This window comes from Methanospirillum sp. (assembly GCF_028679455.1).
Taxonomy (GTDB): Archaea; Halobacteriota; Methanomicrobia; order Methanomicrobiales; family Methanospirillaceae; genus Methanospirillum.
Genome location: NZ_JAJRBM010000004.1, coordinates 1 through 3,224 on the forward strand (window position 1 = coordinate 1; position 3,224 = coordinate 3,224).

At 44.8% G+C, this 3,224-nt stretch carries 4 protein-coding genes; 2 read left to right on the forward strand and 2 right to left on the reverse strand.

The features are described 5' to 3' along the window. Nucleotides 1-554 (forward strand): chemotaxis protein CheC (locus tag LUQ50_RS00065; RefSeq protein ID WP_300034262.1); only part of this gene is annotated, 554 nt, incomplete at its 5' end. A gap of 18 nt (nt 555-572) precedes the next feature. Continuing rightward, nucleotides 573-1,076, forward strand: a complete 504-nt coding sequence (locus LUQ50_RS00070) for a chemotaxis protein CheD (protein ID WP_300034265.1) — start codon at nt 573-575, stop codon at nt 1,074-1,076. 32 nt (nt 1,077-1,108) lie between these two features. Here LUQ50_RS00070 and LUQ50_RS00075 read toward each other — a convergent pair whose 3' ends face one another. Together LUQ50_RS00075 and LUQ50_RS00080 are read right to left on the reverse strand one after the other, a co-directional pair. Continuing rightward, nucleotides 1,109-2,887 (reverse strand): tetratricopeptide repeat protein, encoded by a 1,779-nt coding sequence (locus LUQ50_RS00075; RefSeq protein ID WP_300034268.1) that lies wholly within the window; start codon nt 2,885-2,887, stop codon nt 1,109-1,111. A gap of 133 nt (nt 2,888-3,020) precedes the next feature. Then, nucleotides 3,021-3,224 (reverse strand): pyruvoyl-dependent arginine decarboxylase (locus LUQ50_RS00080; RefSeq protein ID WP_300034271.1); only part of this gene is annotated, 204 nt, incomplete at its 5' end.

Sequence of the window (3,224 nt, forward strand, 5' to 3'; positions counted from 1 at the left end):
CGACCACACTCTCAACCATCCTGAATACCCTGATTACCATTCGTGTTCCTGAAATTATTTTGGTACAGTTACAGAATCTCCGATATTATCTTGATGACGTTGCTGCAGCGATGATTGTTTTTCAGATTCAGGGCCAACTGGCAGGAAATGGGTATATTATTATTCATATTCCTAAAGACTCCATTACCCGGCTGACCAGTATCATGCTTGGTCAGAATGCTTCAGAACGGGAGATTGATGATATGGATGAGAGTGCCCTTCATGAGATCGGGAATATCATGACCTCATCATTCCTTGATGCCTGTGCGACGTTGCTCTCTATCATCATGATTCCATCTCCTCCATCAATGGTAATCGATATGCCACATGCAGCGCTCCAGTCAATAATTGCAACGCAGGAGATCGATGATAATGTGGATGAAGTGGTGCTCTTTAAGACTGAGTTGATGTGTGCTGAGTATCAGATTTCTGCGAACATTATTCTGCTTCCAAGCAAAGGATTGCTTTCAGAACTATTTGCACGAATGGATAATGTAATTTCCACCTCCGGATAAGTCCCTTCAGGATGTAGTATGACAACATCACCGGTATTAACGCGGGACCAGAAGGATCTGGTTATCATCGGCATTGGTGAGTGGTCAGTGGGAAATGCAGTGATGACTTCTATCGGTCTTGGTTCATGTGTAGGATTAATCCTTCATGATGATGAGCGTAAGATCGGTGGTCTGGCTCATGTCATGCTTCCCAAATCAAGTGGGAAACCCGGAGAGCGTGAAGGAAAATATGCTGATACTGCAGTTATGGTTCTTTTAAAGGATCTTGCAGCGAAAGGATCGAAGGGTTGTTCTCTGAAGGCTAAACTCGCAGGAGGAGCCTCGATGTTCCAGAATTTTTCTGGAAATCTCAATATTGGTGAACGAAATGTTGATGCCCTCCGGGAATTACTGAAAGCGAATTCTATTCCCATCATCAGGGAAGATATCGGGGGAACGGTTGGCCGAACCATCACATACTATCCAAAAGAGGGTGGCAGGCTGATTATCCGCCAAGCTGATGGTGCTACCAGGGAAATTTAGCTATTTTTTTATTACCCGAAAATATTCTGAAATTATTGTCCCTGAGCTGAATCCTCGATGATCTTCTCGAGCATTCGGACAATCTCCTGAAGAACCGGGGGATTGGGAAGCATAAATATGTTGAGATTAAGTTCGTGCTCATCACAGATGAGTTCAGTTTTGAAGAAAACAACATTATCGTAGAGAATATTGCTCTCCTTAATAATGAGGTCGAAGACATTTTTTGGGAGATCAAATATAGTACGGGGAGGTGAGGGAAGCATGATGATCCCAAGCAACTCTGCAGTTCCATCCAGAAATGCCGACACCATGATGTTACCTATCTCGGTGATGGCACTCTCATCCATCTCATTGAGTTCCCTGCTTGGATCAACAGGCATCCCCAACATAATACTGGTCATAAGTACTACTGATTCCCGGGGAACGTGAAGGATGACATATCCGGCTTTTGCCATCTGTCCTTCCATGGTGAAGATACCCATGGCAGAATTTTCCTGAATAATTTCCTTATTGATATGCTCAAAATCAGTAATACTGATTTCAGGAACATTCAGCATGATTGGCGTGTTTAGCATGGTGGAGAGAGTGGTAGCTGCATGGGATGCTCCAATATTTCCGAGTTCTCTCAAAGCATCTTTCTGGTTTTCATTAAGATCTACCCTGATTCCACTGGGTTTTACTGCAGTCATTTGATTATTCTCTCCACTTAAAGGCGCTTGGCCGGTATAGGGGATCTGATCCTGTTCAGCCTGGGGTTGTTCTGGTTGTGCAGAATCACTCTCACCAGCAATATCATCCTGGTACTGCATCAATATGCTGTTTACGATATCATCACTGCCGAGAGATGGTGATTTACCGGGTACAGATACAGGGGCTTGTGGTGGTTCAGGAGTTTTGAGCTCTGGAATTTCTGCTTCAGGCTGTGGACTATCAACAGGTAATTCCTTTTCTGATGGCTTTGCCGTTCCCATCAGATCACTGTACTGATCAAGAATGGAACGAATTACGTCATCATCGGTTTTTGGTTTATCAGATTCCGTTCTTCCCTCTGATCCTGCTCCCGTTGAGGATACTGCATTTGGAGTATTAACAATGTGATCTGCTGATTTCGGTGCCGGAACAGGTATATGCTCTTTTTCTTCCTGCCTGACATCATGAATGTCATCTGTAGGGGGTGATCGGACTCGTGTCTTTGATTCGCGATCTTCTGATTCCAGATACCGACTATCGTTGGACATACCCCTGCATTGATCCAGATGTTCCTGTGCAACCGGATCTTTGGGAAAAATATCCAGCGCATCGGTGAAGGCACCTACCGCTGATGCATATTCTTTGAGTTCTTCATAACTCAAGCCGATCTTGATGTGCGGCTCGATAAAGTCCGGATGAATGCTGCTTGCCTGTTTGAAATATTGAATTGCAGCATAATAGTTACCCTGTTTCATCTGCAGGTTTCCCCATTCAAGGTATCTGAGGAAGAGTTCCTCCCCTGGCCCTCCCCTTCCCTGCCCTGATGAACCAGGTCTTGTACCCTTATCCGGACTCATCAGAAGACTCAGGTTCTTCTTGGCAACCTGGTTATCTGGATCAATGTCCAAAGCAGTGATGAAACATTTCTGAGCATGGGAGAATCGTCCCATTTTTGCATATACATACCCCAGATTAGTTATTGCAATGATATTTCCCGGGTCTGTGGTATATGCCCGTCTGAAGTAGGTAGAGGCCCGCTCATAATCACGCCTGAGGAGAGCATCTTCCCCACGCCTGAGGAGGCTTTTCAGTTCACGACCTTTAGCGGTGTCCTTGTTCACTCAATTCCCCATCCCAAACTGATAATATCAGGTTTCTGTCCTGTATCAAAACCCTGATATTAGAAATATTCTGCGTATAGATTAAATATATTACGTAATTGTCTTCTTTCAGTTGAGGACTGCCTATGAGAGATTATTCCATAACAAAAACAGCTGCAGCGATAACCGTTGTCCACTTCCCTGATACATCTCCTTTTGCTGACTGACAGATGTGGGATGTCTCGATGATCTTTCCACTTGCTTTATAGATTTGTTCCCGCTCCTGCCATGCAGTATCCGGATCAAACTCGATGCCCAGCGTGGTTGCAAGCATCGTAGCAGCGAGGTCTTCGGCGTA